A 26,343-nucleotide genomic window follows, 5' to 3' on the forward strand; every position below is an offset into this window, starting at 1 on the left:
GGAGCGGAATGAAGCGAAAGTTTCACGTTCCGTTCTGAAGGAGAGGTAGGGGTGGCAACGCCCCTATCGACTCTAACCAACTGTGATCAATGACCCGGAATTCTTCAGCAGAGGTCGCTACTATTTTACAGGAGTTTGGGGTCAAGCAACGCAAGGCGCATCGGGACAACAGGAGATTTTAAAAGCCTTAGCACCTCACTTAGAAGGAATGAATCTCGACAGGCTGAGTCAAGAAACAGGGATGGATGAGACAAGTTTACAGGAAGCACTAAAAACTCTCGAACGCCACGATGTGGTTCAAGAAAGTGATGGTTGCTACAGTATTACTGTCGAACTATTCCGCCGCTGGGTTGAGATGTCATGGGGAGGGAAGGGATAGTTAGTTATCCCTTTGAGTATTCGGCCGTTGAAACCAATCCTACACAAACTCTCGTCCCAGCCGAGGGGGGCTAAGAGACAAGCTGTAAAATTAATATTACTATAATGCCAAATATTTACATTATTGGCGGCCCTAACGGTTCAAGTAAAACTACAGTTTTCCTGAAATTATTACCTCATGTTTTAGATAGACATAATTTCTCTCATATTGCTTTTCAGATAAATCGACCCTCGTTTTTTCAAATAAGCCCGTGAAGCGCAGCTATCCCCTAGGGCATCACCCAACCTCAGACCGAAGTCATCAAATAACCAATAACTACTAACAAATAACAGAACTAATGTCAAGAGTGTTTTTTCGGAAATATTAAAGCTTAAATAAAAATTGCTACGGACATTTGCGAATTATAGCACTTTGTTCAAAGTATTTGAACAAAGTGCTAAGTTAATTAAAGATTTGATGAAAGAGACGCATAAGTCTTTACATTGTCGATCGCAATTTTGTTATTCTATTAGAAAGTTTCATTCTAGCGACTGAATTTTTGTACCCCAGTCCTACCCCTAAACAGAACGGCAGTTTCCACAATGAGAATTTTAGTCACAGGCGGTGCGGGTTTCCTCGGTTCCCACCTAATCGATCGCTTAATGGCCCAAGGACACGAGGTAGTCTGCCTGGATAATTTTTACACCGGGACTAAACGCAATATCCTCAAATGGCTGGACAACCCGTATTTTGAGCTGATCCGCCACGACATCACGGAACCGATTCGGTTAGAGGTAGATCAGATTTACCATCTGGCCTGTCCCGCTTCCCCGATACACTATCAGTACAACCCTGTCAAGACAATTAAAACAAACGTCATCGGCACGATGAATATGTTGGGATTGGCAAAACGGGTAAAAGCAAGATTTTTTCTCGCTTCCACTTCCGAAGTGTACGGAGATCCTGATGTCCACCCGCAAACAGAAGATTATCGCGGCAACGTTAATTGTATAGGAATTCGCAGTTGTTATGACGAAGGGAAGCGAGTAGCTGAAACCTTATCTTTTGATTACCACCGTCAAAATGGAGTAGACATTCGAGTTGTGCGAATCTTCAATACCTACGGCCCCCGGATGTTGGAAAATGACGGCAGAGTAGTGAGCAATTTTATTGCTCAAGCTTTGCGGAATCAACCGCTGACAGTATACGGCGACGGTTCCCAAACACGGAGTTTCTGCTACGTTTCTGATTTGGTAGAAGGATTTATTCGTTTGATGAATAGCGACCAAATCGGGCCGATGAATTTGGGGAATCCCGGCGAATACACTATATTGGAACTGGCACAAAAAATTCAAAACACGATTAATCCAGGGGCAGAAATTATCTTTAAACCGCTGCCGGAAGATGATCCAAAACAGCGACAACCGGATATTACTCGTGCTAAAAATTGGTTGGGGTGGGAGCCAACTGTGCCGCTGGATCAAGGTTTAGAGTTGACTATAAAGGATTTTCGCGATCGCATCGAGGGAAACCAAAAGTAGAGACTGGGAGAGTGAGGGATGGAAAAAAATTTCCTAATTCCCAATTCCCAATTCCCAATTCCCAATTCCTAATTCCCAATTCCCAATTCCTAATTCCCCATTCCCAATTCCCAATTCCTACCTGATTTATTTACTAGCTTTGAGGAGATTTCTATGCAGGTTTGCGTCATCGGTACAGGATATGTTGGCTTAGTCACCGGCACTTGTTTGGCCCACATCGGCCACCACGTGATTTGCGTAGACAACAACGAAGAAAAAGTTAAATTAATGAAGTCTGGACAGTCGCCTATTTTTGAACCTGGACTGTCTGAATTAATGTCTTCTGCATCTGCGTCTGGCAATCTAGAATTTACTTCGGATTTAGCAGCAGGAGTGTCCCACGGGGATATTTTGTTTATTGCAGTGGGGACGCCTCCATTGCCTACTGGGGAAAGCGATACTCGCTACGTGGAAGCGGTTGCTCGTGGCATTGGAGCTCACCTCGACGGCGATTACAAAGTAATCGTAAACAAATCGACAGTGCCCATCGGTTCGGGGGATTGGGTGCGAAGAATTGTACTAGACGGTTTAGCAGAACGTCAAAAACCTCAAAGTGGTGAGGGCGCTACTGGTGAGGAAGTCGCAGCAAAAACAGGTGTTCAATTTGATGTGGTTAGCAACCCGGAGTTTTTGCGGGAGGGCTGTGCTGTTTTCGATACTTTTAATCCCGATCGCATTGTTCTTGGCAGCAACTCTCAGCGCGCTATGGATATGATGCTACAGTTATATCGGCCGATTGTCGATCGCAAGTTTGCAGAAAATCCGTCTTTGCCGGAGGTCCCTGTGGTGATGACGGATATCAGTTCAGCGGAGATGATTAAGTACGCAGCTAATGCTTTTTTAGCTACGAAGATTAGCTTTATTAATGAAGTTGCTAATATTTGCGATCGCGTCGGTGCAGATGTTAGTCAAGTTGCCCGAGGTATCGGCTTAGATTCACGGATTGGCAACAAGTTTCTCCAAGCTGGCATTGGTTGGGGCGGTTCTTGTTTCCCCAAAGATGTCTCGGCTTTAGTTCACACGGCTGAGGATTACGGTTACGAGGCGCATTTGCTGAAAGCGGCAGTGGAAGTTAACGAACGCCAGCGGTTGATTGCTATTGAAAAGTTGCAACAAGTTTTGAAGATTCTCAAAGGTAAAACCGTCGGACTTTTGGGTTTAACTTTCAAGCCGGATACTGACGATTTGCGAGATGCTCCGGCGCTGAATTTAATCGAGAGTCTGAACCGATTGGGAGCGAAAGTTAAAGCTTACGATCCGATTGTTTCTCAAACGGGGATGCGTCACGGTTTGTCGGGAGTTTTGGTAGAAACTGACCCGGAAAGGTTGGCAGACGGTTGCGATGCTTTGGTGTTAGTGACTGACTGGGAACAGTTTCGTAATTTAGATTACGAGAAAATGGCAAAGTTGATGAATCATCCGGTGATGATTGATGGTCGCAATTTCTTAGACAAGAAGGTTTTAGAAGCGGCTGGTTTCCAATATGTGGGGATTGGAAGGTAAAGAATGAGCGTGAAGTTGTGATCGCGATTATATCTTGAGGATAGCGATCGCAACTTATCCGTTAGGTAAGAATTCAGGCTGAGAGGGTGACAACCAAGGGAAAACCCAGACGGGGCAATTGTTTGAGATAATGGAGAAGTCGTAAAAAAGCGAGTGGCCTTGGGAGCCACCCCACAAAAAATACTAAAGACATTATACCAAAAGTTATTACGAATCCACTTGAGCGAGAGTCAAGCACTCACCTTAGAACTCTTAGTTCTAATGCTTCAAAGCCATCGACAAGTCAGATTATCAAGATTGGCTAACATCTTTCCACAACCGATTCAATACAATAGTCGCGTCCGAAGTCTCCAGCGATTTCTTAAGCTCCCCCAGCTCTCGGCCAAGTTGCTATGGTTTCCTATAATCAAAGTGGCTTTAAAGTCTGAATTTAGAGAGCAAAGATTTAATAGAGCGCAACGGAGAAACCGTTCAGAATTAACATTCTCAACTAAAAAATATGTAGCCGTTGCTCTCGAAAGAACTCAATGGCGAGACCGGAATCTAATCATAGTCACTATAATTTGGGGCAATCATGCTTTGGAATGAAAAATCAATAACTTGATGAATTATTAGATATAATCAAGAACAAGGCTAGATCGCTGAGTTTACCAAAACACCAGAGCAACTTGCAACAGTTTTTTTATTACCGTACACTATTTTACCTTTAAACCCATGTTTTATTCGAGTTCAATTGAGTCTAAAATGAAGAAGTTTTATAACTCTTTATCAGAGAAGGATAAAAGAAGGTATTTAGGGATTGAGGATTAAAAATTGGGGTTGAATTAGCTATATAATAAGACTTTGGGGATGTAGTCGAAATACCGTGGTTCATGGAATTGAAAATTTTAAAAAAATGGAGCAACAGATAGAGACAGTCAATAATTCAAGAATTAGAAATTCTGACGGTGGTAGAAAAAAATATTTTTTCTAGCCAAATCGGAATTGATGCCCCATTTTTATAAGTTTTAAAATTTGCGAGAGCCGGAGACCCAATGAATGAGTTAATTTAAGGGACTAATTTAACACATAAAGAAATAGCTTAGGGACTTAAGTCGGTCGGATTTATTATCAGTATTCCCTAGTAAATAAACTCTTAAAAAAGCATGGATATGTCAAGCAACAAGCACAAAAAAAGCAAACAATAGGAACTAATAAAAATCGTAATGCTCAATTTTACAATATTGCCATGCTCGACACACAGTATAGATGAAGCAGGCAATTCCATTATTAGTTTTGATACCAAAAAGAAAGAAGTTTTAGGTAATTTGTATCGTTCCGGTACTCTTTATACAACCGAACCTGTCATTACTTTAGACCATGTTTTTTGGAGTTTAGGTTGCGGGAAAGTGATTCCACATGGAATTTACGATTGCCAAAAAAAACGAGGTTATGTAACATTCGGTAACAGTAAGGAGACCAGTGAATTTGGTTGTGAATCCATCAAACACTGGTGGAACAATTATGGAAAAGCTACCTATCCTAATCCCAATTCGATTTGAGCTAAGTGTGATGGTGGTGGCAGAAATAATGCTAATCATTATATCTTTAAACAAAATTTACAAAGTTAGTAGATAAAACCGGAATTGAGCTTGAAATTGCTCATTATCATCCCTATATATCTAAATATAATCCCATTAAACATCGACTCTTCCCTCATATTACCAGAGCTGGTCAAGGAGTATTTTTTACAAGTCTCGATTTAGTCAAGAGTCTCATGGAAAAAACTCACACTAACTAACGATGGTCTATCTGTAGTTGTAAATGTGGCAGATAAAATATATAAAATTGGTCGAAAGGTGACTGATGATTTCAAAAAAACATGAAAATTGTTTTTGATGAATATTTACCCAAATGGAATTATCGAGCCGTACCTCAACTCACTCATCAATCAAGTTATTAATTTTTCATTTCTTAGCAAAACATGAACGCAACCTGAAAAAAAAGCAGCAAAAACTAGCCAGAAAGGAGAAAAGAAGCAAGTATAGAAATAAAGCCAGGAAACTGGTTGCTAGGGTTCACGAACAAATTAACAATGTTCGTCAAGACTACTTACATAAGCTACCATTGAAAGCTTGTTGACGATAACCAAGTCATCGTAGTCGAAAGTCTCAACACAAAGGGCATGGTTCGTAACCACAAACTAGAAGAGAGCAATTTCTGATGTATGTTGGAGGATGGTTGTCAATTTCTTGCAGTACAAACTAGACCGTGAAGGTAAAGTGTTGGTAAAGATTGACCGATGCTTCTCTAGCTCGAAACTCTGTTCAAACTGCCACTATCAGGTGAGTGAAATGCCATTAGATGTTAGGGCATGGACTTGTCCTAGTTGTGGTATCCATCACGATAGAGATGGCAACGCTTCAGCAAATATTAGAGCAGAATGACTCAGAATGCTATCAGTCTTGGAAAGCAGGACTGCTGAGTAGAGGAGGGGATTTGAGCCCGAGACTGGGACGCAAGTCCAAGTTGACGCAATCCCCGTTGAAGTCAGAAGCTCACGCTGTACCTTTATGTCAGCGCTGGGTAGTTCACGAAAACAGGACGCTCTCCGTTCTATGTGAAAATCATAAAGATGTTGTAAAGACACCGCAAATACTTAGTAATGTTTGACGGTCTGTGGCAATATTTAAGTAGAATTACGTAATCAATAAGTCGGACAGCGGCAGGCTGGCAAATTCAGTAACTCCCTGCTCTGTTGCCGGAGTGGTAAACTTTTGCCAGTCTAGTAGAAAAAGGGTTGCTATGAATCAGCAAATATCAGCTCAATCGCAAAAGCTTTTACTCCAAATTGGCAGAAATATTCGTCGCACCTTGGATCTCAATACCATCTGGCAGCAAACAGTTAACAGTCTGGGAGAAACACTAGGCGTCAGCCGCTGTATCCTTTGTCCCTATGAAAGTTCTAGCCTGCAAGTCAAAGTAGCTGCTGAATACTGCCAAGAACCATTTTTACCCATGCTGGGAATGGAAATCTCGCTCACAGCAGCACCTCACTTCCTTCAAGCTCTAGCCACCCTCGAACCGGTGGTAGTAGACTCCTTTGCAGCCAATGACTCTTTTGGGCCGCAGTCGCTGCTAGTGGTGGCTACCGCTTACCAAGAGCAACCTAATGGCATAATTAGCTTGCATCAGTGCAAAGGTCGATCGTCGGGAAAGGGTAAGACCGATCGACCTTGGACTCAATCCCAGATCGAATTCGCACAAGAACTTGCCGAGCAAGTAGGAAGTGCGATCGCCCTTGCTACCCTCTACCAAGAGCGCACCAAGCGAGTACAAGGACTATCCCAGCTCAAAAAGCAATTTTTGTTGAAAGCGTCCCACGAGCTCCGCACTCCCCTAAATCACATCATCGGCTATCTACAACTAACCATAGACGACCAAGCTGACGATCCCATAGAGGAGAGAGATTTTATCCAAGAAGCTCACCGTTCGGCTATCCATCTTTCTCAGGTAATTTCCAATATCTTAGATTACATTGAGTTAAGTGAAGCTTGCCAAACTCACGCAGAGTTAGCCACTTTCAGGAGTCAGGAAAAATCGGGGCATCAGTAAACCTTATAGTGGCGTATTTAACAAGTCTAATATTTACGTTTACACAAGTTTTACACAGGAAAAACCTGACAATTTATCGATAGATTCCCTCAATAAATTCGATAGGTGGTTCATCAATTATTTTTAGGGAATTATAGTTTTACAAAGTACAGCATAGCAACTACTACACGTAGTAAGCTGTCGAGCATTTAAATTACATATTGTCTGTTCCCCGTTTCCAGTTTCCTGTTCCCTTTCACCAAATCCTCACACCCTATTTAAATGCACAACAGCTTAGCGCGGTGTATTTATCATATTATGTCCGCTCGCACGACTCACATCAAATAGGTTATTTTACCGGAAAGGATATTGCAAGCATAAGATTACACTTTTGCACTTTTAATGCTTTTAACTTGTGCTTGATAGAATTACCCGCCGCCCTTTTTTTTCGGAGTTTTTGGAGGGCTGACATAGCGCGCCCAAAAAGGTTCCTCCATATCTTTCATCGCTGCTAGTTTTTGGCGCTCTTCCTCTATGCGCTTGCGTTCTGAAAGACTAGAAAATATGTTGATACTGCCGACAGTCTGGCCGCCCGCATCTCGCACACGTGCGGCCCAAAGCCAAACATCGATCGAACTACCATCTTTTTTCAACAAAGATATTTCCAAACCGTTTTGCGGTTTGCCATTAGACGCAGACTTTAGCAGCGCGTAAAAATCTTGCTTTTGGCCTTCAGGAATATTCGGTAAAGGTTTCCCTAAAACCTCAACTGCAGTCCAGCCAAAAAGTTGTTCGGCGGCGCGGTTCCAAACAACGGTATTGCCGTCATTGCTGGTACAGTTAATCGCCAGCGGCGCCGATGCTATCTGGGCTTGCAAAACTTGGTTAACGAGTTGCAGTTTCAATTCTACTTGCTTGCGATCGGTAATTTCCTGACAAGCACCCCACAAACGGACAACCCGTTCAGCAGTTTTGTCCCACACCACTTGCCAGTAGTCCCGCACCCAGCGCACCTCGCCTTTTTGATTAATAATGCGATACTCATTAGCTCCAGTGCGGCTGAAAGTACAGCCTTCTAACTGTTTAATTAGCATTTCCCTGTCGTCGGGATGAACGAGTTCAGAGTTCCACCAACCAAACGATTCTAATTCTTCAGGAACGCAACCGGTGCAGCGCTCAAAAGCTTCTGTCGCCCACTCGCAGGCGAACTTGCCGTCGGGCTGCCCCTTAAAAGAATAGGCAAAATCCGAAGTAATTTGCGACATAACTCTGTAGTGGAGTTCCGACTCTCGGACTGCAATTTCGGCTTGCTTCCGTTCCCCTATTTCCCGCGAATTAATTATAATTCCCTGCACGCTAGAATCGTAAAGCAAACTGTTACCTATCGACTCCATGTAGATCCAAGAACCGTCAGCGTGGCGTTTCCGATATTCGATTACCCCTCCAATTCCCGGAGATTCTAACAACTTACCAAAATACGTCTGCCAAGCCAGCAAATCGTCTGGATGGATTAACTCGCCGTGAAATTTGCCAATTCTTTCTTCGGGATTGTAACCCAAAAGCCGCTGTAGAGATCCGCTGTGGTATCGAACTCGTCCGTCGGAGCCAATAATGCTAATTAGATCCGGAGAATTACGGAGCATACCTTGCAGTTTTGCTTCACTTTTAGTTAATGCTTGATTGTCCCTGCGATGCTGGCTGATTTGTTTTTCCAACTGCTCCCGTAGCTGTCTAATCTGCCCTACTTGCTGGGCTACAGTGCGTTCCAAGAGGCGATTATTTTTTTCAATTTCAACCAGCTTTGCCGCGTTATTTGTGGCGCTTTCAAACAAGCGGCTGCCTGCCATTTCCTGTAGAGAATTTGATAAATCTTCCAAAAGTTTTGTAAAAATTGCCTGTTGAGGGTGTGGCAATTCCCTAGCTTGTTCCTGCAATGTTTCTAAGTATTTGTAGACAGTTTCTAGCATTTTATTAAGGGGGGAATCTAATAGTTACCTGCGGGTGCAACCCCTAAAAAGCGGACACAAGTTTTTTCAACATAACCCATAACTAAGACTGGTGTCTGGCGATCGACCCATCGCGCTCTCAATAACCAGGCATTTTGGGACTTTATCTTCAAATCATAGCAACCGATAGAGAAAGTAAATTCTTGTTGCGCCCTAATTGCCAGCCCAGCAGCACCCCCAAGAAGCGCGATCGCCAGGAGTGCGGGTAACTCCCCTACCCAGTGAATGTGGGGCTTCTCGCGGTTAAGCTAAACTAGATGGGTGTCAAGAGAAAGAGGGATTTATGACAGAGCAAGCCAACGCTCGCGATTTGTTTCGCGCTGCTTACGAACACCGCTATACCTGGGATGCCAATTTTCCCGGTTATAGTGCCGATATTGAACTCAAACAGGGCGACGAAGTATATACGGGTCATGTTTCCATCAAACCCGACATGAGCGTGGAAGTCAGCGGCATTGAAGATGAGGAAGTGCAGCAAAGCGTCTACACCCAAATGCGCGATATTGTCACCCACCGCAAACGCTCGACATTTGAAAAATCTCACGGCAAAAATAGCTTCACCCTGGGCGAGAAAGACAGCACCGACGCTGTGGACATCTTGGTGCAAGGCGACTCAATGGGATCGAATTATAAAATCCGAGGTCTCTCAATTTGTCAAGTCAGCCGGGTGATGGGCCGCATGGCTTTCGTAATTGACACGCACAAAAGCTTAGAGACACCCGAAGGTTCTTTGGCCAGCCACTACGATGCCGTTTTCCGCAACCCTCAAACCGACGAAATCATCAAAGAACTCGAATTTGAAGATACCTTTGAGAAGATAGGCGACTATTATGTCATGACCAAGCAAGTAGTTCGAGCCAAAGAAAAAGGTCAACTGACAACAACCGAGTTCAACTACTCCAATGTCAAACTGCTAGAACCAGCAATAGTGTAGCGGCTTCAAAAACCCGATTTCTTAAATAAAACGGGTTTTTTTTAGTTAACGTATCAGAATCAACTTGATTTGGCGACAAGTAACGCTACGATCGAACAAGAGAGCTAATTGGGATCGAGCATCAGCGTGACAGAAACCGGGTTTCCTGCCGCGGGCTCACCTGAGTGCCTAAGTCTTTTATCAAAAAACCCGGTTTCTTAAATCCCGCGCGGGTTGAGAATGCTGCCCTTGAGTCAAATCGAACTTTCATCAACTGCAAGAAATCATCACAGAGGCGAAATATGACACTAGCACTAACCAGAGATAACGTCGAAACAGTTCTCGATGAAATGCGCCCCTACCTGATATCGGACGGTGGCAACGTCGAACTCGTAGAAATTGACGGCCCAGTGGTACACCTGAGACTGCAAGGAGCTTGTGGCTCTTGCCCGAGTTCCACAATGACTCTGAGGATGGGCATTGAACGTCGCCTGCGCGAGGCTATCCCAGAAATTGCCGAAGTCGAACAGGTAATGTAATTAGTCAGTTGGCAATTGGTAGTTGGCAGTTGACGGTTGACAGTTGACAGTTGACTTTGACTGTTACCAATTACCAGTTGACCGTTGACAGTTGGCAGTTGGATGTTAACAGTTGACTGTTACCAATTACCAGTTGACTGTTGACTGTTTCCAATTACCAAATTTAATTGCCAATTACCAATTACCAAATTTAATTACCAATTACCAAATTTAATTACCAATTACCAATTACCAATTACTAAATTCAATGTCTCATCCCCTTTATGTAGCCTTCATTTGGCACCAACACCAACCGCTCTACAAATCCAGAGTATCAGCTAGCCCAGGAGCAGCTCAGTACCGACTGCCTTGGGTGCGCTTGCACGGAGTCAAAGACTACTTGGATTTAGTGCTCCTCCTGGCAAAATATCCCAAGCTTCATCAAACCGTAAACTTGGTTCCCTCCTTGATTTTGCAGATAGAAGACTGCATCGCCGACAAAGCATTAGACCCTTACTTGACGGTGACATTAAAGTCAGCAGAAATTTTAACCCTCCCAGAAAAAGAGTTCATTTTAGAACACTTTTTTGACGCCAATTACCACACTCTTATTCAGCCGCACCCCCGCTACGCTCAACTCTACACTCAGCGGCAGGAAAAAGGCATTCAGTGGTGTTTGGGAAACTGGAAATTGCAGGATTTTAGCGACTTGCTGGCCTGGCATAATTTAGCTTGGATTGACCCGCTGTTTTGGGACGACCCGGAGATTGCAGCGTGGCTGAAACAAGGACAAAATTTTAGTTTGGTAGACAGAAAAAACATCTACTCAAAACAAAAAGAAATCCTCGCTCGCATCATTCCCCAGCACCGTAAAATGCAAGCTGAGGGACAGTTGGAAGTCTCCACAACCCCCTACACGCACCCGATTTTACCGCTGCTTGCCGACACTAATGGCGGCCGCATAGCTATTCCAAACATGACGCTGCCACAACACCGGTTTCAGTGGGCAGAAGATATTCCCCGACACCTGAGAAAAGCCTGGGAAATGTATCAAGACCGGTTTGATTGCCAACCGCGCGGTTTGTGGCCGTCGGAACAAGCAGTTAGCCCGGAAATTTTGCCCTACATTGCCAAACAAGGCTTTAAATGGATAGTCTCGGACGAAGCTGTATTGGGGTGGACAATTAAACACTTTTTCCACCGCGACGCGACAGGGAATGTCTACGAACCAGAATTCTTATATCGCCCTTACCGTTTAGAAACTCCTGACGGCGATTTAGCTATAGTATTTAGAGACCACAGATTGTCCGACTTGATCGGGTTTACTTACGGTTCGATGGAACCGGAAAAAGCAGCATCAGATTTAGTGGGACACTTAGAAGCGATCGGCAGAACTCTCAAACACCGACAACCCGACGGTCAAACCGCTTTAGAAAATCCCTGGTTAGTGACGATCGCCCTAGACGGCGAAAATTGCTGGGAATTCTATCCCCAAGACGGCAAACCCTTCTTAGAATCCCTCTATCAAACTCTCAGCGATAATCCCGATATCAAATTAGTCACCGTCTCAGAATTTCTCGACAAATTCCCAGCAACCGAAACAATTCCCGCAGCCCAACTGCACACCGGTTCCTGGGTGGACGGTTCCCTCACAACTTGGATCGGCGATCCCGCGAAAAATCGTGCTTGGGACATATTAGGGCCCGCCAGACAAATGCTGGCAAACCATCCAGAAGCCACAGAAGAAACCAACCCAGAAGCTTGGGAAGCGCTTTATGCGGCTGAAGGTTCCGACTGGTTCTGGTGGTTTGGCGAAGGCCACACGTCGAACCAAGATGCCATGTTCGACCAGCTATTCCGCGAACACGTAGCGACAATTTACGAAGCTCTCGGCGAGCCCGTACCCCCGGAAGTGCGGCGACAAGTAGAGGTGCACGAGGTTCAAGGCGACCACCTGCCGCTGAGCTTTATTCACCCGGTGATTGACGGTATCGGCAACGAACAGGATTGGGACAAAGCCGGTCGGATTGAAGTTGGGGGAGCAAGGGGTACGATGCACCGGAGTTCGGCAATTCAGCGGCTTTGGTACGGGGTTGACCACTTGAATTTTTACATTCGCGCCGACTTCAAGGTAGGCGTGCGGCCGGGAATTGATTGCCCGCAGCAATTAAATCTGTTCTGGTTTTATCCCGATCGCACGATGAACAACAGTCTGATCCCGCTGTCAGGTTTGCCTGACGAAGCACCGCTAAACTATAGATACCACCATCAGTTAGAGATTAATTTGCTGACGAAATCGATTTGGTTTCAGGAAGCAGAAGAGGGCGATCAGTGGCAGCCCCGCATTAGCCGCGCTCAAGTGGGAGTGGATAAATGTTTGGAGGTAGCAGTGCCCTGGGCGGATTTGCAGATTATGCCCGACTGGCAGGTGAGGCTAATTGCGGTTTTATCGGAAGGAAGTCGTTACTCTAGCTGTATGCCGGAAGATGCTTTGATTCCGATCGGAATGCCGTAAAAAGTCATTAGTCCTTAGTCATTAGTCATTAGGCTGTAGGGGCGGGTTGCACCAGCTTTCATAGAACTGCCAACCCAAATAAATATAAACCCGCCCCCTGAATTAGTCCTTAGTCCTTAGTCATTTTTTGAACCAACAAACAATTAAATAATTATCAAATTATATTAAATTGGGGCTTCAACTCTGGCTACTTAATGCCTTAATAACTTCGATCGCGTCCGGTCTATCTAAGGCTATAAAATTTGTTGTAGTGAAGGCTTCATTGCCTCCTAGAAAAGAGGACTTAGGTCCTGACTACCAAACATATAATGGTTAATTTACCGGACATCATATCATTAGTCATGGGGAAATTAACAAACTAATGAGCCGCATTTTACTCTGGGTCGATCGCCACCAACAACTTAATTTGCCGATCGCCCACCTCAACACCGAGCATGAGGTGATCGTACTCGATCGCGCTTTAGATCCCAACTCCGAATTTCCCATTCCCCAAATCGCTTTTGACTTGTGCATTCTTGACGAGGCAAATTTCGATCGCATCGGGCCGCTGGTAGAATCATTAAAAACAGCCGCCGAGCCGATATTTTTACCGTTCTTGCTGGTTAGTAAATCCCAAACGCCTGCTCTTGCTGAGCAGCTATTTTCGCAGCAGATCAAACAACTCGAACGCAGAATAGACGATGTGATAGTAAGTCCTGTCGAACCCACCCAACTGCACTTGCGGGTAGAGAATTTGTTGGCCCGAAGGCGACTGTCGGTAGAACTCCACAGACTTCAAGAAGTAATTAAAGAACGGAATTTTACAGAAAGTTTGTTAAAGGACTCGCTGCAAACGGCAAACGAAAACCTGCAACGGGAAATCGCCAAGCGGGCGGAGGTAGAAACTGCACTGCGAGAAAACTCCTATCTCGACTTGCTGATGAATGCCATGCCAGATATTGTCTGTTTCAAAGATGGCGAGGGCAGGTGGCAGGAGGCAAATCAAGCGATATTGGAAGTGTTCGAGCTAGAACAAATAGACTACCGTGGTCTTAAAGATTCTCAGCTAGGAGAACTCAGCATTTTTTACCGCGAGGCGCTACAGGCGTGCGAGGTGAGTGATCAAGAAGCGTGGGAAAAAGGTGAGCTTTCTAGGGGAGAAGAAGTGATTCTCCGCTCAAACGGTACTGTGAAAATCTACGACGTGATTAAAGTACCCGTATTTCACCCCGACGGCAGACGCAAAAGTATAGTGATTTTGGGTCGCGACATTACCGAACACAAGCAAACTAGAGACGAACTCGTGCGCTTGGCGTCGATTGTCGAGTCTTCCGACGACGGCATCGTCGGCAAAACCCTCGCCGGGACAATTCAGAGCTGGAACGCAGGAGCAGAGAAGATTTATGGCTACTGTGCTGCGGAAATCAAGGGGCAGTCGATCGAGATTTTAGCCATACCCGAACGCCCCAAGGAAATGCCCCAAATTTTGGAAAATATTAGGGCTGGAGCCACCATCGACCATTACGAAACCGTACACTTGCGGAAAGATGGTCAACAGATAGATGTGTCCCTGACGATTTCTCCGATTAAAGACGCGACTGGAGCGGTAACGGGGGTTTCGACAATCGCTCGCGACATCAGCGACAGCAAGCGAGTCGAAAAAGCCTTTGAACAACTCCGCCACCAAACAGAAATGATTTTGTTCTCCGCAGGAGAAGGAATTTGCGGGTTGAACAAACAGGGAAAAGTAACTTTTGTCAATCCTGCAGCGGTGAGAATGGCTGGGTGCGAATCGAAGCAATTGATCGATCGACCACTCTATGAAAGTTTACACCGTTCACAGCAAGAATGCTCAAGGGCGATCGAGCAACTCTCACCTGCAACAGACATCTATTCAGGCTCTGAACTTGTCCCACACTGCGCCGCACCGCAGGCGGACAAACGGCTGCCGCCGAGGGTAAGTTCTCAAAGGGTAAGTTCTCAAATTTTAGCCACATTGGAAGACGGAGAGGCGCGCCGCGTCACGGATGAGGTTTTTTGGCGGCGAGACGGCAGCAGTTTTCCGGTTGAGTACGTTGTCGCTCCGATGCGAGAAGAAGGCGAAATTATTGGAGCTGTGGTGACTTTTAAAGATATCACGGAGCGGCTTGCCGTCGAGCGCATGAAAGATGAATTCATCTCTGTTGTCAGCCACGAACTGCGGACGCCCATGACCTCGATTCACGGTGCCCTGGGCCTCCTCAACAGCGGCCTGCTTGACGCTTACCCCCAGAAAGCTAAGCGGATGCTGGAGATTGCTGTCACTAACACTGACCGTTTGGTGCGCTTGGTCAACGACATCCTAGATTTAGAGCGGATGGAGTCAAGTTACAGCACTGCTATCAAACAAACTTGCAATGTGGCTGAGCTGATGTTGCAGGCGGCTGACGAGATGCAGGGAATGGCTCAGCAGGCGGGAGTTACTCTGTCGGTGAAGCCTGTGGGGGCGCAATTGCAAGCTGTTCCCGATCGGCTCATTCAAGCATTGACAAATTTACTCAGTAATGCTATTAAATTTTCTCCCTCCGGCGCTACGGTTTGGCTGAGCGGGGAGTTAACCCACAATCGAGATTTGGCAGAAAAAGCAGCGCACAAGTCGGTATCGTCTGCATCTTTGTTGTCTCCTGAGCCTGCCGCGGCACCTCCGCATTTGCCAGTTCCCAGCTCGTGGTACATCGTGATTGCTGTGAAAGACCAAGGGCGGGGTATTCCGCCAGACAAGCTGGAGATGGTTTTTGAACGCTTTCAACAAGTTGATGCTTCTGATTCTCGCCAGAAGGGAGGTACTGGTTTGGGGCTGGCTATTTGTCGCAGTATCGTGCAGCAGCACGGGGGGCGGATGTGGGTGGAGAGCGTTGTGGGGGAGGGCAGCACTTTTTTCTTAAGTCTGCCACTTCTGACGGAGGGGCTGGCAACTGAAAGTTAATTTCTACGCAGGTGTACCCAAAGTTACTGATTTTGTGCAGATTGTTCGATCGAGTCATCGACAAACAATCTCAGCCTTTTCGGCAGTTTGGGGACTGGGGGCAAAAAGCACAATTTGAGGTCGAAAAGCGGCTGTTTTTGGGTGGGATATTTTACAGCAACCGCGCCAGACGGTTAGGATGTTCTTAGTTGAAATCCTGCAGCTCGATTGCAACTTCGGTCTTCCTTGTTCCTTCTTCCTTCAACATCTGCTATACAGTTTTGAAAATTTACTGTAAAGTCCGATCGGGTAAGATAATTTGCTTTACAAAATATTCGCATTTCGCATCTAATCTATGATCAGTTCTCATTCATAAAAAAATGTTAATTTTGACTGCCAAGCGCATCTTGGTTATTGACGATGCGGAAGATATTCGGGAAGTAGCTCAAGTCAGTCTTGAACTGGTGGGGGGCTGGGAAGTCCTGACAGCGAGTTCGGGCCGCGAGGGTGTTGCTAAGGCTCTTGCCGAACAGCCTGATGCTATTCTATTGGACGTGATGATGCCCGACCAAGACGGGCCTACTACTTTTATACAGTTACAAGCTAATAAGGCTACGCAGCACATTCCGGTAATTTTATTGACAGCTAAGGCTCTGGCTGGCGACAGGCGGATGTTCGCGGATTTGGGGGTGGTGAGTGTGATTGCTAAGCCTTTTGAACCGATGTTTTTGGCGGCTCAGGTCGCTGAAGCTTTGGGCTGGGAGCAAGAATAGATCGATCGCCCGCATTGAATTGTGCAGCTTTTCAAGCAGTAGTTTTGCAGGCAAAGAGAGTTAAAAAAACTTGGTTTCTTTGCTAGGGTTCCTTAGAGAAAATCCGGTTGATCGGACAGGATATATGTAGCGACTTAGGCGCCGTGCCTATCGTCCTGTCAGCTTCAGACTAAAAACCGCAGTCCCGAAGGCGTTTAGGCGTTTCAACCCTGCCGATATTTGAGGTGAAATTGACACAGATAGATGATGCCTAAGTCCCTATTTCTAGTGCGTTCATTTAACCGAATTCGGCCTCAGCCATGAGAACAGTATTCCTACTGATGTATCGGGAAAATATAAGCTAGCAGGATTATTTTACTTTTTGTAACAACTCACTCGTCTTCATAAGTTCTTCAGGTTTTAGTTTTATGTTTAAGCAGAACGTCAGGGATCGCTCCTGACTGTTGGCAGACACATTGGGAGAAGACGACTATGCCCTCAGCTTACATTTTGCTACTAATAGTTTCTCTGGCAGCAGTCTGGGTTTACTGGCAAACCTCTCAAGATATTTTTGTTCTTGTGGCTTGGGCCGGGTTGGGTTGTTTTATTTGGGGTTTCTCTTGGGCTCCTTGGAGCGTTCAGCTTTTGATTGTGGTGTTACTGTTGGGCCTCCAAAAGTGCTACTTGCGCGACGCTCAAAGCTGTGAGTGAAAGAGATTTTTTATTTTTGTGCCTGGAATTGAGATGTGCAGGCATTTGTGAATCTCTCTAATGATTTGGTTATCGCTCCATATCTTCAAAAAAGGTTTAAAATATCATGAATAGTTGCCCTTGTTGCTCCTCTAAATTGCTCCGCCACGCTCGCCACAATCGCGTTTATTGGTTCTGCTCGCACTGCTGGCAGGAAATGCCGGATCTGTCGGAGATGATTTTACTTAAGGGGGGGCGGACTAACAAACGCGACGGTTTGGTGAAACATCCGGCTTTGACTCCTAAATTGAGGATTTTGGATTCCGTAGGAATTGCTTAGTTTGCTGGAGTTAGTCTCGCGATAAATATTGAGACGGAAAAGATTTTTGATTGTGCCATTTGTTGGATTTTTTGATTAAAAATGCAAAAGCCCCCTCCGTGTGAAGTGAAGGGGACTTATTAGCGGGGGGCTTTTGCACTTGTGATGGGGTCGATCGCCTGAATTTCAGCTATTAGTATGCAGTTAAGCTGATTACATCAAACCGATTTGAGAGAGAATGCCTTGACCGGTGAGGAATTCGGTAGCTAAGCCGATAACGAAGCCCAACATTGCCAAACGGCCGTTCCAGGTTTCAGCAAACTCAGTGAAGCCAACTTTTGCGTTTTTGTTTTCCATGACCAGAAACCTCGTTTAATTTCAACCTTATGTAACTAAACTTAACACAGCAGTACAAAGTTTGCAAAATATTTTTACATTTACTGTTCAAATGCCGGAGATCAGCGGGATGATCCCGCAGGGAGATGGGCTCGCGGGCGATCGCATCGGAGGCGAGAAACCCGGTTTCTACGAGATTTTGCGACGAGCCACGAAAAATACAAGAAGAAACCGGGTTTCTGAGGTCAGGGCGCGTGGGTCGAAGGATGTCAGAAAAATAATTTTTAGTTAACATAAAATAGCAAAAATCTAGTGACACTCCGCCTGGGTTGCCCCGGAAGAGCAAACCCTAATTGTTTCGCACACAGCATAATTCCGGGGCACCATGCAATCTGAATCTATTAGATGCGAAGGTATTTCACAAAAATACTCATCACCTCACCACTTTTAGCAGTTGGTAGCAGGGGACTCCAGACACCAACCTCAGCGTACCCGCGCGCGTGGAGTAGGTAAATTGTACTCCTGACAGCTTGGGGAGAACCTATCAGCAGATGTTTGAGGGGTTCTTTCTCAGGATTTGCTGTGTCGGGAGTTAGCTGGGACGCGGGAAGTTGAATGGCGTCGCTGCTGGAATTGGATAAAAAACTCTGTGTCACAGTGATTAAAGGCTTTTGCTAGTTGAGTGCTACATCCAAAAAATACAACACCCAGCCCGCTTGACGCCACCAATTCAGTGTAAATATTCCCCTATTTTCTTAGATTTGTTTTTGATTCGTTCTAGTACCTCCTCCAAAAAATCTTCATTTTTGCCAGCAACCTCTATCATCTCTCGCAGCGTGTCAGCGTATGACAAGGTACGCTTGTGGTGGTCTGGCATTTTTTCAAAACTCGGCCCCCACCGCTTGACGGCATCAATATTAACGCCTAAAACCTTTACCAGAAGCAGGTTGCAACGCGCTTTGTAGCCTCTGGCTTTTTCTTCTTCTTGTGTGGCGTGGAACCACCGACGGCAAAAATCCCAAGCTTCCATTGACTCACTCAGCCAGCTAAACCATTTGTCGCGTCGCGACGTTCTGCAAGTTCGCAACATAGGGTAAAAATTACACTGTTTTAGGATTATGGTATCATCCCATTTGGTGTAAAATTTCCCCTAATAGACTATAGCTGAGAATTGAGACTTACCCACAAGTAGCCAGAAACCGGGTTTTTTTGCGAAAATACTTCGCTGCATCCCGCAGATTCGATAAAAAACCCGGTTTCTTTTGTCGGATCGCATAAGTCCCGTTCATAAAATCAAGCTCAAAAAATAAATCAGATTACCCATTGACATTTTAGAATTAATGTGCAAGCATCAAAGTAGTATAGCTGAGATAAACACCCTCATTCAAAAGCAAGGAGTGTTGGTTAAGTCGTCTCAGCGAGGATGATGGGTTTATTTCGGCTGGCACAACATTTGTTTAAATGTGTATATCAACGGGTTTTTAGAACCCCTAGCCGAAGTTTACACATCGTATCGCTGAGACGCTAACCAAACAACTACAAACTAAATTCATAGTTTCTTACTAGAGCCATTTGTTAAATGGGCGAGCTCATTTTTGAGCGAACCCAAAAACAATACTTCGTGCTAGATGGGTAATTTATTGATGCTGTCTGCTCACCCTTTTTTAGGAACGATTCAATGACAGACAATCATCGAACCACAGGCCAACAAAAAAGCCAGTCTCAGCCTTTAGTTTCCATTTATTGGGATCATCAGAACATCCCAGATAAAAAGCTAGCAAACAACTTCTTACTTTTGGGAAATTCATTGGGATATGTAGTCAACAGAAAAGCTTACGACTATTGGGAAAAAGACCACAAGGTTTATCAAGAAAAAAAAAGAACCTTAGTTAATCTTGGCTGGGAATGTGTTAATGTATATCAGACAATCAGAAATGCTGCTGACTTTAGTTTGTTGTTCGACTGTTCTGGTGAAGCAGCAATTAGTCCATATTCACATACATTTATCATTGGGTCTGGAGACGGCTATAACGAAATCTTGATTCCTAAGCTGCAAGACAAGGGTAAAAAGGTGATAATCGTGGCTCGACGAGATAGTGAAAATAAGAATCTGGAAAGGCTCGCCAATGAATTCTACTTTCTGGATGAATTACCGAAGTTGCTTGAAAGCTACAAACTAGCAGCCTAAATGTCCCTGAAATTTACCTCGCCGCAGATAGCAAAAATCTAGTTTATTTGATAAACTAGATTCTCCCAACCTACCGCTATTTGCGGCTCTTTCATGTCCACATAATAACACCAAAGTCCACAAACAATAACCCTTACAAAACTCCCATGCAATTAACTAACCCAACAAAAGAAATACAAATGACCATTCCCGAATTCAACAATGAAAAACTGCTGCGCCAAGCACTAACCCATCGTTCCTACGTCAACGAAAACCCCACATTCCGCGAAGAAGACAACGAACGCTTAGAATTTCTCGGCGATGCTTTGCTGACTTTTCTCAGCGGCGAATATCTCTATCAGCGTCATCCAGAAATGGGAGAAGACCAACTGACTCGCCGGCGTTCTGCATTAGTAGATGAAAAACAATTAGCCAGATTTGCTACTGAAATAGGTTTAGACTTAAAAATGCGGCTCGGAAAAGGAGCTTATCGAGAAGGTGGGATTACTAATCCAAATTTGCTCAGTAGCACTTTTGAAGCATTTATTGGCGCTTACTATCTCGACACGCAAGACATGGACAAAGTTCGCAGCTTTGTCCAACAAATGTTTGATTCTGTTCCCGAAAATGTAGTGGAAACTCGATCGACTGTAGACTCGAAAAATCGCTTCCAAGAATGGGTACAGGCCAATGGTGACACGACTCCCCCCAAATACGTGACTATCCAAGCAGGAGGCACACCCCACAAGCCGGAATTTCTCGCTAAAGTTTATGTTGCAGAGAAACTCTATGGAGAAGGTAAAGGCAAAAGCAAAAAAGATGCTGAGAAAAATGCGGCAGAAGATGCACTAGCAAAGCTGAAAAAACGCGGATTGATCTAAATTTGAAAACATCGGTAAAAACTACTAACTTTTTTGTGCGATACGGGCATTGGCGAAGTCCTCGAAGACGATCGCCCGAATTGATTGCCAGAGCACACAATGGGCTATAATCAGAACTTGTGCAAGTGTTACCGCCGTCGATCGAGGGTCGCAATGGCAGAAATTCGTTGACGAGTACCCCAGTGTCGATCCTAATTTTGGGAAATATCAGAGCAATTCATGTCTACTCAAAACCCGACTACCCTAACTGTTGAAGAAGCACAGCAAATCCTCAAAGATTTCACTTGTCTGGATATGCAATCTGTAGCATCGCCGTTGGAAAAAAAGGCACTCCGTCAAGCGATTTTGCTGGTAGCAAGTTTGTCGGATTATCAAATGTTGGGAGTGTGCGCTTCTTCGATGGATGAGGGGTTTTTAGCTTTAGAAGCTTATTTAAAAGCTTTGGGATATCAAGCTGTTTTAGAGCCCAATGCTGTCTCGACCTTTGCGGGTTCCGTTTATATTAAGTTCAATACTTTGAAGGGGTCGTATTATGTTGACGGCTATCCCGGAACTTACCGGGGCGTTTTGATTTCGTGTCAATCTGCCTCAGAAGATGGAGTTACTGGCACTTATGGTCATTTACCTCTCGATTTATTTGATTAATTGGTCATTAGTCAGTAGTCATTAGTCAGTAGTCAGTCGATCAACTAAATTGAATCAAAAACCGACTGAAAGCATCCAGGATACAAGCCCCCGAATTTATCCGTGGGGTCAATGCTTCAATCTAAAATCTAAAATCTAAAATCTAAAATCGATTGACTGACTGCGGACTAAGCTGTAGGGTGCGTCAGCCGATCGCCCTTCGATTCAGTCGAATCAAACACCGACTGACGCACCTTACTAAGATTAACCCTTACCAACGATCAATTCTGGCTCTTGTTCCGGTGCGATTCCTTCGGGTGGCAGTCCCAAAATATCGCTGTACAAGTTGACGTATTTCCGGGCCGAAATATCCCAGCTAAAATCTTCTCTCATGCCGCGCTGTTGCAGTTCTCTCCACTTATCTTTGTAGCGGAAACCTTCCCAAGTTCTGATCATGCAGGTGAACAAGTCCAGGGGTTCGTAGCGATCGAAACAGTAACCGGTACCGGTATTGTCGATCGGGTTGTTGTGGGAAACGGTATCGACTAAACCGCCGGTGCGACGAACCATTGGCACGCACCCGTAGCGGAGGGCGAGCATTTGACTGATGCCGCAGGGCTCGAAACGGCTGGGCATCAGGAAGCTGTCGCAGCCTGCGTAAACGCGCCGGGAGAGGGCCTCGTTGTAAAGTAGTTGGGTGGACATCCGACCGGGATAGCGGGCTGTCATTTGCCAGAGTTGGGTTTCGTAGTAGCGATCGCCCGTTCCGAGTACAATAAATTGAGCGTCGGTATAGGCCATGAACAGATCGAGCATTTGAATTATCAAATCCAATCCTTTCTGTTCTACCAGCCGCGTCACCATGCCGATCAAAAAGGCATTTTTATTTACTTCCAAACCGACTTCTTCTTGCAGCGCAATTTTATTAGCGGGGCGCTTTTCAATAGTATCAACACTAAATTGTTGATGGAGGTACTTGTCAGTTGCTGGGTTGTAAGATTCTGTATCAATTCCGTTCAAAATGCCCGATACTTTACCGCCGAGGTAAGACAGCAAACCTTCCAAAGTTTCCCCATAAGCTGGGGTTTTGATTTGCTCGGCGTAAGTCGGTGAAACTGTATTTACTCGATCGGCAAACTGTACTGCGGCAGCCATTGTATTGTGACCTTGCATATACCAAGGACACCAAGTCATCTGCTCCAAACGCCAGCGCCACGGCCCTTGATAAGCTAAATTGTGAATAGTAAAAACCGTGCTGATATCGGGGTCTTGGCTCATCCAAACAGGTATCATCCCCGTATGCCAGTCGTGACAGTGAATAATTTGAGGCTTCCAATGATTCCAGGCAAATTCAGCCGCAGCATTGGCAAAGAAAGTGAACCTCCAATCTTCATCTACACCGCCATAAACGCGGCGCGGCAAGAAAGATGGATGTTGTAATAAGTATAAAGGTACATCGGTTCCCGGCAAAACAGTTTCAAACACCGAGAAGCTTTGGAACATGGCAGACCCATCCCAAACAGGTTTTTTGGGAACGTCCATTTTGTCGGGGACGAAACCGTAGTAGGGCATGAAGATACGGACATCGTGGCCCATGCGCCGCAGAAATTTCGGCAAAGCGCCGACGACATCGCCCATACCGCCGACTTTGGCGAGGGGTGATGCTTCGGCGGATACAAATAAAATACGCATTATTTTTTTGTGTTCCTTGAGATTGTTAGTCTAGATTAAGTTTAAATGGCGAGTGGCACAATATTAACGCGCCTGCCAAAAACAAGTATAAATCTGAGTTGCTGTAGCGATCGCAGTTTACTCAAGAATGCGATCGCCCTTTTTCCATCCGCGTCGCTGTGCAGTGAAAAAAATAGTCCTCGCCCCGACTCCCCTCCCGCGACAATTTTCAGGTTCTAATCAAATTTATATGTCACTTTCTGAATGACGGTAAACATCAAAAATGGTATGCTGTTTGAGATTTTTTACGCATTAGTAAAACTGAACGCAAAGCCCTCAGTATGTAATTCAGTATGTAATTAAAAAAATAGCGATCGCCTTTTCCATCCCCTCTGAGAACAAGGGCGATCGCCCGAATCACATATTACGGATAACTCCCGACTAATTCTGAGAATTCTCCTCAAATGTCTCCTCAAATCCCGCTAGAAAATCATCCAAAGCTTCAGAGGCGATCGCCAAATTAATACTGTCGGCATCTTCCAATCCCCAGGTATTCACACCAACCACTTGACCAGCCATATTAATCAACGGGCCGCCAGAATTTCCCGGATTAATCGCCGCATCAGTTTGCAACACCTTCACCTCAGCAACATCATCTTCATCGTCGCCTTCCTCATATTCCTCTGGTTCGCGAATTGCACTCACAATACCTTGAGTTACAGTTGAAGCAAACTGCCCCAAAGGATTGCCGACGGCAATTACTCTATCTCCCACTTTCACATCAAAAGACAACTCTAGGGGAGGATATTCTTGGGGAGAGTCCACTTGTTCCCCTGTATTCGGGTCGAAGGTAAAATCGCTAATTAAGAGTAATGCTAAATCTTCTTCAGCATTACCAGTAAACACCACCTCGGCCAATCTCAATTTTCCGTCGTGAGTTTCGACTAAAACCTGTTCGATTTCATCTTCTTCATAGAAGTAATCTTGATCGGCAATATCTTCTACGACGTGATAGTTCGTAACAATTATGTCCGGCGATACAAAGAACCCACTTCCTGAAGAAATCTCTTCTTCTGTATCCCAATCCATGACGTAAATTGAAACTAAGGACGGCAAGACTTGCTCGACTACATCAGAAAAATTTCCTGCTTGAGTTTTGAACTCTTTCAATTGCTTCTGCAAAGCTTGTTGGTCTGCTTGCATTTTTCTATATAGTTGCTGAACCTTTTTCAATTCCAGCTTTAATTGAATTTCTCTAGCGCTCATATTGGGCCTTTACCTGAAATAAATTGCTGATTAATTTTGGATGTTTGATTGTAGATTGTGGATGGGGATGTTAAGAATTATAGGACTTACGAAAAAAAAACCGGTTTTTACCATAAATCTTGGGCTATACAGCGAGACTTACATCAGAAACCGGGTTGCTTAACACCCGTGCGGATCGTCCTAAATTAGTCAGATATTTTTGAAATCTATCGCACAAGTCCTACCTAAAATCCCATCAAAAATCTACAATCAGACTGCTACTCTACCTGTGAAAGCCAAAGCAAACCGCCTGTTATTTTTATTTTACAAAAGGCGATATATTGCGTCTCAAAGCATTTACAAACAGATGCGAATCGGTTTTATGAACCACGTTGAACTTCGACAAATATTTCCTCCAAAATTGCACTAGCACCCTGTTGGCGCAGTCGGTGAGCGAGGTCAATTCCCAGCATTTCAGCAGTCTCGGCGGCGCCGGAAACAGTATCTTTGACGAATCGCTGGCCGTCGAGACTCGATACCATTCCGGTTAAGGTTAATTGACCGTTTTCTATTTTGGTATTGACGCCGATCGGCACTTGACAGCCGCCTTCTAATTCCCGCAGAAATGCGCGTTCAGCATAACATCTTTGGGCGGTTTCCGAGTGTTCAAGAGCTTTAATCACTGCCATGATTTCGGTGTCTCCGGCGCGGCATTCGATGCCCAAAGCACCTTGTCCGACGGCGTGAAGGGAGATTTCAGCAGGGATAATTTGGTGGATGCGATCGCCCATTCCCAATCTTTCGAGGCCGGCAACTGCTAAAATAATCGCGTCGTAACCTCCCTCATCTAATTTAGCGAGTCTAGTATTGAGATTGCCGCGAATATCTTTAAATTCAAAATGAGGGAAATGGTGTCGCAGTTGAGCTAGCCGCCGCAGGGAAGAAGTGCCGATTACTGAACCTTCTGGGAGGGTGTCGAGTTGCTTGTCTTTGTGCTTGGAGTGAACTACCAGGGCGTCAGCGGGATTTTCCCGTTCGGTGACGCATCCTAAAATTAAACCTTCAGGCAAATTGGTAGGCAAATCTTTGAGGGAATGAACGGCAAAGTCCGTTTCATTGTTAATCATCCCCGTTTCTAATTCTTTGGTGAAAAGTCCTTTATCGCCAATTTTAGCGAGGGCGACATCAAGAATTATGTCCCCTTGGGTGGACATGGTGTGGACTTCAAAAGTGTGTTGCGGGAAGTGTTTCTGTAGCTGTTCTTGCACCCAGTGGGTTTGCACGAGAGCGAGTTGGCTTTTGCGGGAACCGATGCGAACGGTTCGGGAAGGGGCAGATGTGGTTGGGGACATAAGATCGATCGGAGGATAGCTTGAAATCAGCCAATATATTCACCTGATCTAGCGTACCGCAGGTGGGGACTTTAATTGCTGGTTGGGATAATTCGGGCGATCAAATAGAAATACCAGATTTTGACCGCCTGTTTGAAAAAAGGATGCAACGGTAGGCAAGCTCCAAACCTTTACATAATAAGCCCTTGCCAATCTAAAATCTAAAATCTAAAATCTAAAATCTAAAATGGTATGACCGCCAGTAGCAGTGAGCGTTGATGATGTTTCCCATCCAGCATTGGGCGTCGCTGGCATGGGGGCGATCGACATTCCGAAGCAAAGGCTGCCGATGATGTACTATTCACTGAGAGGTTGCACCATTGTCAATAAGCCTTTTAGGAACTGGCAAGATGCCCGTTCCACAAGAAAATCTACTCT

Annotated in this window: 26 protein-coding genes and 1 pseudogene; 20 read left to right on the plus strand and 7 right to left on the minus strand. The window is 45.1% G+C overall.

Going from position 1 to position 26,343, the window contains the following annotated elements; genetic code table 11:
- Positions 1-82 precede the first annotated feature (82 nt).
- From QUA03_RS07225 to QUA03_RS07265, 9 genes and pseudogenes are all read left to right on the plus strand, one after another.
- On the plus strand, positions 83-379 hold the full coding sequence (locus tag QUA03_RS07225; protein WP_333210860.1) for a helix-turn-helix domain-containing protein: 297 nt from the start codon (positions 83-85) through the stop codon (positions 377-379).
- 581 nt (positions 380-960) lie between these two features.
- Positions 961-1,899 carry a UDP-glucuronic acid decarboxylase family protein gene (locus tag QUA03_RS07230; RefSeq protein ID WP_333038674.1) on the plus strand — a complete coding sequence of 313 codons (939 nt, stop codon included), beginning with the start codon at positions 961-963 and terminating at the stop codon, positions 1,897-1,899.
- A 153-nt stretch (positions 1,900-2,052) separates the two neighbouring features.
- Positions 2,053-3,441, plus strand: coding sequence for a UDP-glucose/GDP-mannose dehydrogenase family protein (locus QUA03_RS07235; RefSeq protein ID WP_333210861.1), 1,389 nt, complete (start codon positions 2,053-2,055; stop codon positions 3,439-3,441).
- Between the two features lie 180 nt (positions 3,442-3,621).
- Positions 3,622-4,023 (plus strand): annotated as a pseudogene (locus QUA03_RS07240) (IS4 family transposase); the annotation flags it as partial.
- A gap of 623 nt (positions 4,024-4,646) precedes the next feature.
- Positions 4,647-4,982, plus strand: a complete 336-nt coding sequence (locus QUA03_RS07245) for an ISAzo13-like element transposase-related protein (RefSeq protein ID WP_333210863.1) — start codon at positions 4,647-4,649, stop codon at positions 4,980-4,982.
- 95 nt (positions 4,983-5,077) lie between these two features.
- Positions 5,078-5,221: an ISAzo13-like element transposase-related protein gene (locus tag QUA03_RS07250; protein ID WP_333210982.1), complete on the plus strand. Its 144-nt coding sequence runs from the start codon at positions 5,078-5,080 to the stop codon at positions 5,219-5,221.
- 113 nt (positions 5,222-5,334) lie between these two features.
- The gene (locus tag QUA03_RS07255) at positions 5,335-5,562 is read left to right on the plus strand and encodes a transposase (protein WP_333210865.1); all 228 of its coding nucleotides are present in this window, start codon (positions 5,335-5,337) and stop codon (positions 5,560-5,562) included.
- 95 nt (positions 5,563-5,657) lie between these two features.
- Complete coding sequence (locus tag QUA03_RS07260) at positions 5,658-5,867, plus strand: zinc ribbon domain-containing protein (protein WP_333210866.1); 210 nt, start codon at positions 5,658-5,660, stop codon at positions 5,865-5,867.
- Between the two features lie 358 nt (positions 5,868-6,225).
- A complete protein-coding gene (locus QUA03_RS07265; protein WP_333210867.1) occupies positions 6,226-7,035 on the plus strand; it encodes a GAF domain-containing protein in 810 nt (269 codons plus the stop codon).
- Between the two features lie 407 nt (positions 7,036-7,442).
- Here the strand turns inward: QUA03_RS07265 and QUA03_RS07270 are convergent, their stop codons facing one another.
- Complete coding sequence (locus QUA03_RS07270) at positions 7,443-8,981, minus strand: PAS domain S-box protein (RefSeq protein ID WP_333210869.1); 1,539 nt, start codon at positions 8,979-8,981, stop codon at positions 7,443-7,445.
- 322 nt (positions 8,982-9,303) lie between these two features.
- Between QUA03_RS07270 and QUA03_RS07275 the strand changes: the two genes are divergently transcribed.
- The 8 genes from QUA03_RS07275 (at position 9,304) to QUA03_RS07310 (ending at position 17,671) form a co-directional block, all read left to right on the plus strand.
- On the plus strand, positions 9,304-9,954 hold the full coding sequence (locus QUA03_RS07275) for a DUF3386 domain-containing protein (protein WP_333210871.1): 651 nt from the start codon (positions 9,304-9,306) through the stop codon (positions 9,952-9,954).
- Positions 9,955-10,235: 281 nt separating this feature from the next.
- The gene (locus QUA03_RS07280) at positions 10,236-10,472 is read left to right on the plus strand and encodes a NifU family protein (protein WP_006632519.1); all 237 of its coding nucleotides are present in this window, start codon (positions 10,236-10,238) and stop codon (positions 10,470-10,472) included.
- A gap of 247 nt (positions 10,473-10,719) precedes the next feature.
- Complete coding sequence (locus QUA03_RS07285; protein ID WP_333210873.1) at positions 10,720-12,966, plus strand: glycoside hydrolase; 2,247 nt, start codon at positions 10,720-10,722, stop codon at positions 12,964-12,966.
- A gap of 361 nt (positions 12,967-13,327) precedes the next feature.
- The gene (locus QUA03_RS07290; protein ID WP_333210875.1) at positions 13,328-15,910 is read left to right on the plus strand and encodes a PAS domain S-box protein; all 2,583 of its coding nucleotides are present in this window, start codon (positions 13,328-13,330) and stop codon (positions 15,908-15,910) included.
- 11 nt (positions 15,911-15,921) lie between these two features.
- On the plus strand, positions 15,922-16,098 hold the full coding sequence (locus QUA03_RS07295; protein WP_333210877.1) for a hypothetical protein: 177 nt from the start codon (positions 15,922-15,924) through the stop codon (positions 16,096-16,098).
- A 171-nt stretch (positions 16,099-16,269) separates the two neighbouring features.
- Positions 16,270-16,662 (plus strand): response regulator, encoded by a 393-nt coding sequence (locus tag QUA03_RS07300; protein ID WP_333104178.1) that lies wholly within the window; start codon positions 16,270-16,272, stop codon positions 16,660-16,662.
- 471 nt (positions 16,663-17,133) lie between these two features.
- Positions 17,134-17,352 carry a hypothetical protein gene (locus QUA03_RS07305; RefSeq protein WP_190655558.1) on the plus strand — a complete coding sequence of 73 codons (219 nt, stop codon included), beginning with the start codon at positions 17,134-17,136 and terminating at the stop codon, positions 17,350-17,352.
- Between the two features lie 106 nt (positions 17,353-17,458).
- A complete protein-coding gene (locus QUA03_RS07310; protein ID WP_333210878.1) occupies positions 17,459-17,671 on the plus strand; it encodes a hypothetical protein in 213 nt (70 codons plus the stop codon).
- Positions 17,672-17,863: 192 nt separating this feature from the next.
- On the opposite strand, the gene QUA03_RS07315 is transcribed toward QUA03_RS07310, so the two are convergent.
- The 3 genes from QUA03_RS07315 to QUA03_RS07325 all read right to left on the minus strand — a co-directional run bounded on the left by QUA03_RS07315 (position 17,864) and on the right by QUA03_RS07325 (position 19,076).
- Positions 17,864-18,007 carry a chlorophyll a/b-binding protein gene (locus QUA03_RS07315; RefSeq protein ID WP_333082210.1) on the minus strand — a complete coding sequence of 48 codons (144 nt, stop codon included), beginning with the start codon at positions 18,005-18,007 and terminating at the stop codon, positions 17,864-17,866.
- Between the two features lie 380 nt (positions 18,008-18,387).
- A complete protein-coding gene (locus tag QUA03_RS07320) occupies positions 18,388-18,642 on the minus strand; it encodes a hypothetical protein (RefSeq protein WP_333210880.1) in 255 nt (84 codons plus the stop codon).
- Positions 18,643-18,716: 74 nt separating this feature from the next.
- Positions 18,717-19,076 (minus strand): hypothetical protein, encoded by a 360-nt coding sequence (locus QUA03_RS07325; protein WP_333172864.1) that lies wholly within the window; start codon positions 19,074-19,076, stop codon positions 18,717-18,719.
- A gap of 588 nt (positions 19,077-19,664) precedes the next feature.
- Between QUA03_RS07325 and QUA03_RS07330 the strand changes: the two genes are divergently transcribed.
- The 3 genes from QUA03_RS07330 (at position 19,665) to QUA03_RS07340 (ending at position 21,679) form a co-directional block, all read left to right on the plus strand.
- Entirely contained in the window at positions 19,665-20,174 is a 510-nt protein-coding gene (locus QUA03_RS07330; RefSeq protein ID WP_333210882.1) for an NYN domain-containing protein, read from the plus strand.
- A 146-nt stretch (positions 20,175-20,320) separates the two neighbouring features.
- Positions 20,321-21,034, plus strand: coding sequence for a ribonuclease III (rnc, locus tag QUA03_RS07335; RefSeq protein ID WP_333210884.1), 714 nt, complete (start codon positions 20,321-20,323; stop codon positions 21,032-21,034).
- A gap of 219 nt (positions 21,035-21,253) precedes the next feature.
- Positions 21,254-21,679: a DUF1824 family protein gene (locus QUA03_RS07340; RefSeq protein WP_333210886.1), complete on the plus strand. Its 426-nt coding sequence runs from the start codon at positions 21,254-21,256 to the stop codon at positions 21,677-21,679.
- Positions 21,680-21,922: 243 nt separating this feature from the next.
- Here QUA03_RS07340 and glgA read toward each other — a convergent pair whose 3' ends face one another.
- From glgA to hemC, 3 genes are all read right to left on the minus strand, one after another.
- The gene (gene glgA, locus QUA03_RS07345) at positions 21,923-23,350 is read right to left on the minus strand and encodes a glycogen synthase GlgA (protein WP_333210888.1); all 1,428 of its coding nucleotides are present in this window, start codon (positions 23,348-23,350) and stop codon (positions 21,923-21,925) included.
- Between the two features lie 420 nt (positions 23,351-23,770).
- Positions 23,771-24,595, minus strand: a complete 825-nt coding sequence (locus tag QUA03_RS07350; protein WP_333210890.1) for a S1C family serine protease — start codon at positions 24,593-24,595, stop codon at positions 23,771-23,773.
- A 359-nt stretch (positions 24,596-24,954) separates the two neighbouring features.
- Entirely contained in the window at positions 24,955-25,926 is a 972-nt protein-coding gene (gene hemC, locus QUA03_RS07355; RefSeq protein ID WP_333210892.1) for a hydroxymethylbilane synthase, read from the minus strand.
- Positions 25,927-26,343 lie beyond the last annotated feature (417 nt).

The organism is Microcoleus sp. S36b_A4 (assembly GCF_036700645.1).
Classification (GTDB): Bacteria; Cyanobacteriota; Cyanobacteriia; order Cyanobacteriales; family Microcoleaceae; genus Microcoleus.

What these genes read in the sequence shown, in the direction of transcription:
- QUA03_RS07230 (WP_333038674.1), top strand. Translation starts at nt 961, where the DNA reads ATGAGAATTTTAGTCACAGGCGGTGCGGGTTTCCTCGGTTCCCACCTA.
- QUA03_RS07235 (WP_333210861.1), top strand. Translation starts at nt 2,053, where the DNA reads ATGCAGGTTTGCGTCATCGGTACAGGATATGTTGGCTTAGTCACCGGC.
- QUA03_RS07245 (WP_333210863.1), top strand. Translation starts at nt 4,647, where the DNA reads ATGCTCAATTTTACAATATTGCCATGCTCGACACACAGTATAGATGAA.
- QUA03_RS07255 (WP_333210865.1), top strand. Translation starts at nt 5,335, where the DNA reads ATGGAATTATCGAGCCGTACCTCAACTCACTCATCAATCAAGTTATTA.
- QUA03_RS07260 (WP_333210866.1), top strand. Translation starts at nt 5,658, where the DNA reads ATGGTTGTCAATTTCTTGCAGTACAAACTAGACCGTGAAGGTAAAGTG.
- QUA03_RS07265 (WP_333210867.1), top strand. Translation starts at nt 6,226, where the DNA reads ATGAATCAGCAAATATCAGCTCAATCGCAAAAGCTTTTACTCCAAATT.
- QUA03_RS07270 (WP_333210869.1), bottom strand. Translation starts at nt 8,981, where the DNA reads ATGCTAGAAACTGTCTACAAATACTTAGAAACATTGCAGGAACAAGCT.
- QUA03_RS07275 (WP_333210871.1), top strand. Translation starts at nt 9,304, where the DNA reads ATGACAGAGCAAGCCAACGCTCGCGATTTGTTTCGCGCTGCTTACGAA.
- QUA03_RS07280 (WP_006632519.1), top strand. Translation starts at nt 10,236, where the DNA reads ATGACACTAGCACTAACCAGAGATAACGTCGAAACAGTTCTCGATGAA.
- QUA03_RS07285 (WP_333210873.1), top strand. Translation starts at nt 10,720, where the DNA reads ATGTCTCATCCCCTTTATGTAGCCTTCATTTGGCACCAACACCAACCG.
- QUA03_RS07290 (WP_333210875.1), top strand. Translation starts at nt 13,328, where the DNA reads ATGAGCCGCATTTTACTCTGGGTCGATCGCCACCAACAACTTAATTTG.
- QUA03_RS07300 (WP_333104178.1), top strand. Translation starts at nt 16,270, where the DNA reads ATGTTAATTTTGACTGCCAAGCGCATCTTGGTTATTGACGATGCGGAA.
- QUA03_RS07305 (WP_190655558.1), top strand. Translation starts at nt 17,134, where the DNA reads ATGCCCTCAGCTTACATTTTGCTACTAATAGTTTCTCTGGCAGCAGTC.
- QUA03_RS07310 (WP_333210878.1), top strand. Translation starts at nt 17,459, where the DNA reads ATGAATAGTTGCCCTTGTTGCTCCTCTAAATTGCTCCGCCACGCTCGC.
- QUA03_RS07315 (WP_333082210.1), bottom strand. Translation starts at nt 18,007, where the DNA reads ATGGAAAACAAAAACGCAAAAGTTGGCTTCACTGAGTTTGCTGAAACC.
- QUA03_RS07325 (WP_333172864.1), bottom strand. Translation starts at nt 19,076, where the DNA reads ATGTTGCGAACTTGCAGAACGTCGCGACGCGACAAATGGTTTAGCTGG.
- QUA03_RS07330 (WP_333210882.1), top strand. Translation starts at nt 19,665, where the DNA reads ATGACAGACAATCATCGAACCACAGGCCAACAAAAAAGCCAGTCTCAG.
- rnc (WP_333210884.1), top strand. Translation starts at nt 20,321, where the DNA reads ATGCAATTAACTAACCCAACAAAAGAAATACAAATGACCATTCCCGAA.
- QUA03_RS07340 (WP_333210886.1), top strand. Translation starts at nt 21,254, where the DNA reads ATGTCTACTCAAAACCCGACTACCCTAACTGTTGAAGAAGCACAGCAA.
- glgA (WP_333210888.1), bottom strand. Translation starts at nt 23,350, where the DNA reads ATGCGTATTTTATTTGTATCCGCCGAAGCATCACCCCTCGCCAAAGTC.
- QUA03_RS07350 (WP_333210890.1), bottom strand. Translation starts at nt 24,595, where the DNA reads ATGAGCGCTAGAGAAATTCAATTAAAGCTGGAATTGAAAAAGGTTCAG.
- hemC (WP_333210892.1), bottom strand. Translation starts at nt 25,926, where the DNA reads ATGTCCCCAACCACATCTGCCCCTTCCCGAACCGTTCGCATCGGTTCC.